A 2760-nucleotide genomic window follows, 5' to 3' on the forward strand; every position below is an offset into this window, starting at 1 on the left:
ACTGTAGTTAAAATTTACACATATCCTACGCTAATTCGAGCTTCAAAGTTGGCAACAGCTTTTCTAAATTTCTGAGAGATTTCTGTTGCCAAGGAATATCATTTGAACCCAATACCAAAAGTTGAATCGTTTTCTTTTTTCGGACGCTAATGACAAATTTAGACAGCATACTGATACCAGAACTGTTAACAAATTCCAATTGTTTTAGGTTCAAGGTAATAGTAGGCGGTTCGCCATTGGCTACCTCATCTAACAACTCGGCTATTGGTGCATATTCGGGAGGGCCGCTCAGGCTGAGTTCCCCTTGGAAAGTGAGTGTGACTGATGCTGGTTCGTATTGAATGCTGTAATCTTCACCTTTAATTTCTTGAATGCCCATTGTGATTTGGTTTCCTGACTAAAATATTGCGATCGCACAAGAGAGTAAATATTGAAATGCTAGAAACTAGACCCTAATTTGAACCACAGTCGTAACACTGATGGTATCACTATCTGGCCTGGGCTCGAATTTCCAACCTATCTTAGCTGAATAGTCATTAATCATCGTCAGCAATCCCAATCCCGATGTATCACTTTCCGATTCCGCATTCTTTTCAAGCTGCTGCAAATAAAGTTCATTTGGATCGGAAGCCATAATTTCTTCAATAAACTCCTTCAACTTCTTCGCCCCTTCTGAAGTGACACTATTACTGGCAAAAATTACCGCCGTCACCTCTGTTTCACCAATAAAATGTATGCCAAATCTGACCTTGTAATGAGTATCATCGTTATTAAATTTTATCGCATTTTCTAACAGTTCGTTGGCTACGTAACTCACAGCTCCCTTGCTTTGTTTGATCCGTTTCTCGCTGCTAGCATCCTCCTCATCCACCGGTAGAAAGCTAGACAAATAATCTGCTACAAAATGAGCTGAAAGCCTGTTGTTGCGCCAGCGCTGTTTGATCGGGCGAGAACTGGGAGTAAATGTAAGTTCTAGGGAGTCGTGTTCAGGAGGAAATTCTTCAATGAATTCTCCAAAGATTTGTGTCATTGTTCTTAAGCTGCCAGATGTCATGATTTTTCTCGCTCCAATTGATGTATTAAGGTCACTTCTTGGTGAATTTCCACACGCCATTCCAGTTAGCAGGAATACTTTTTTGTAACAGCGATTGGATGCGTTTTAGGTAAAGTTGACTGGGCTTGTCATCTGGATTTAGGGCTACTATCTGTTCAAAACAAACTATGGCCTTAGCAAAATTTCCCTGACAATATTCTTGGAGTCCCTCCTCAAATATAGGCAAAGTTTGAATTTTGAGCGATCGCACTGGTTCTACTTCAACATCTAACACCTCACAAACTGTAATGGCTTCTTGTCTACCTTTAACAATAGCCCGATCCAAAAAACGGATATGATACTTTTCGGGTTGACTCAAACGTTGTACCACATCTCCAGAAATTAATAAAGATACGCCATAATACTTAGTCAAACCTTCCAGACGAGCGGTGAGATTGACATGATCTGAGAGCGCATCTGCTTGCATCCGATTCGCATCTCCAATAATCCCAACCATCGTATCACCCACATGGATACCAATGCCAATATTCAGCGGTATATCCCCATTTATTTTACGGCTTTGATTGTATTTTTGCAACTGCTCCAACTTCACAATTCCTGCCTGAATAGCATCATCAACGCCATCGGGAAAAACTGCCATGACTCCATCTCCAATATACTTGACAATAAAACCGTTGTGCTTACGAATTTCCGGACTAATTTGCTGTAAATAATTATTGATGAAGTCAAAGTTTTCTTGAGGAGTCATTTGCTCCGCCATCGTGGTGAACGAACGCATATCGGAAAACATAATTGCCATCTCTTTGCTCACGTGATCTCCAAGCTGGAAATCAACCATGCTTTGCTTGCCGAGAAATTGGAGAAATTCATCGGGAACGAAACGTCCGTAAGCCTGCAAAAGATTCTCTAATTCTTGTTCCCGCGCTTTCACCGTTTGCACCATATGGGAAAATACCTGTGCCAGTTCTCCCAGTGCATCACTGCGCGCTGCCACATCTGACAATATCTGGGGTTGAAAGCTATTGTTTTTTACAGCAATAGCTGCATCTATAACCTTTTTTACCTGCTCGATGTAAGTCTGCATCTCTCGGTTTTTATGATGGATCTGGTTTTCCAGATCCGTGGAGTGTTCCGTGATAATTTCTACTAAGGTTTCATAGCTATTTTTTTCATCCTCTACTTCCTCAAGTTTTTCGCTCAACTCCCGTAGCTGGGTATGGAGTTCTTCTGGACATTTAGATGATGCTAAATTTATTTGTGGTTTCATAATTTATACTTCCGAATCTGGAAGCGCAAAATTGTTTGACTCGCTCGCTGTAAAATATTAGAAGTTACAGGCGCGGAACTCGAAATCCGGTTTCTGCTTCGATGCTTGACCACTAAATCCAAGACCCCTCGTCCTAGGAACCGCGTTGACAACCGTCAATCGATTTTAGATTTTAGATTTTAGATTTTAGAGGCGACCCCACGGATAAATTCGGGGGGCAAGTTTCATGGGATACAGGTTTTTTATTTCTGGGTTCTGAGTCTGCGAAGGAATGAATCCGGGGGCTTGTATCCTGGATGCTTTCGGTCACTCATCAGAAAAATGGGTAGAAACCCCGTCCTTCTAGGACGGCTTTACAATTTAATTTGCAATGCGCCACGAGTTGTAGGACAAAAACTTACAATCTGCGGGCGATGCGTTTTGAGTTAGACGCTTGCCT

Annotated in this window: 3 protein-coding genes; all 3 read right to left on the minus strand. The window is 41.7% G+C overall.

Going from position 1 to position 2760, the window contains the following annotated elements; all coding sequences use genetic code 11:
- Positions 1 to 25: 25 nt before the first annotated feature.
- Positions 26 to 379, minus strand: coding sequence for a slr1659 superfamily regulator (locus tag QUB12_RS36165; RefSeq protein WP_333146062.1), 354 nt, complete (start codon positions 377 to 379; stop codon positions 26 to 28).
- A 66-nt stretch (positions 380 to 445) separates the two neighbouring features.
- A complete protein-coding gene (locus QUB12_RS36170; RefSeq protein WP_333104315.1) occupies positions 446 to 1054 on the minus strand; it encodes a DUF6272 family protein in 609 nt (202 codons plus the stop codon).
- A gap of 31 nt (positions 1055 to 1085) precedes the next feature.
- A complete protein-coding gene (locus tag QUB12_RS36175) occupies positions 1086 to 2321 on the minus strand; it encodes an adenylate/guanylate cyclase domain-containing protein (protein ID WP_333146060.1) in 1236 nt (411 codons plus the stop codon).
- Between the last annotated feature and the right edge of the window lie 439 nt (positions 2322 to 2760).

This window comes from Microcoleus sp. B7-D4 (assembly GCF_036705125.1).
Classification (GTDB): Bacteria; Cyanobacteriota; Cyanobacteriia; order Cyanobacteriales; family Microcoleaceae; genus Microcoleus.

Coding starts and splice junctions, on each gene's coding strand:
- QUB12_RS36170 (WP_333104315.1), bottom strand. CDS start 1,054: ATGACATCTGGCAGCTTAAGAACAATGACACAAATCTTTGGAGAATTC.
- QUB12_RS36165 (WP_333146062.1), bottom strand. CDS start 379: ATGGGCATTCAAGAAATTAAAGGTGAAGATTACAGCATTCAATACGAA.
- QUB12_RS36175 (WP_333146060.1), bottom strand. CDS start 2,321: ATGAAACCACAAATAAATTTAGCATCATCTAAATGTCCAGAAGAACTC.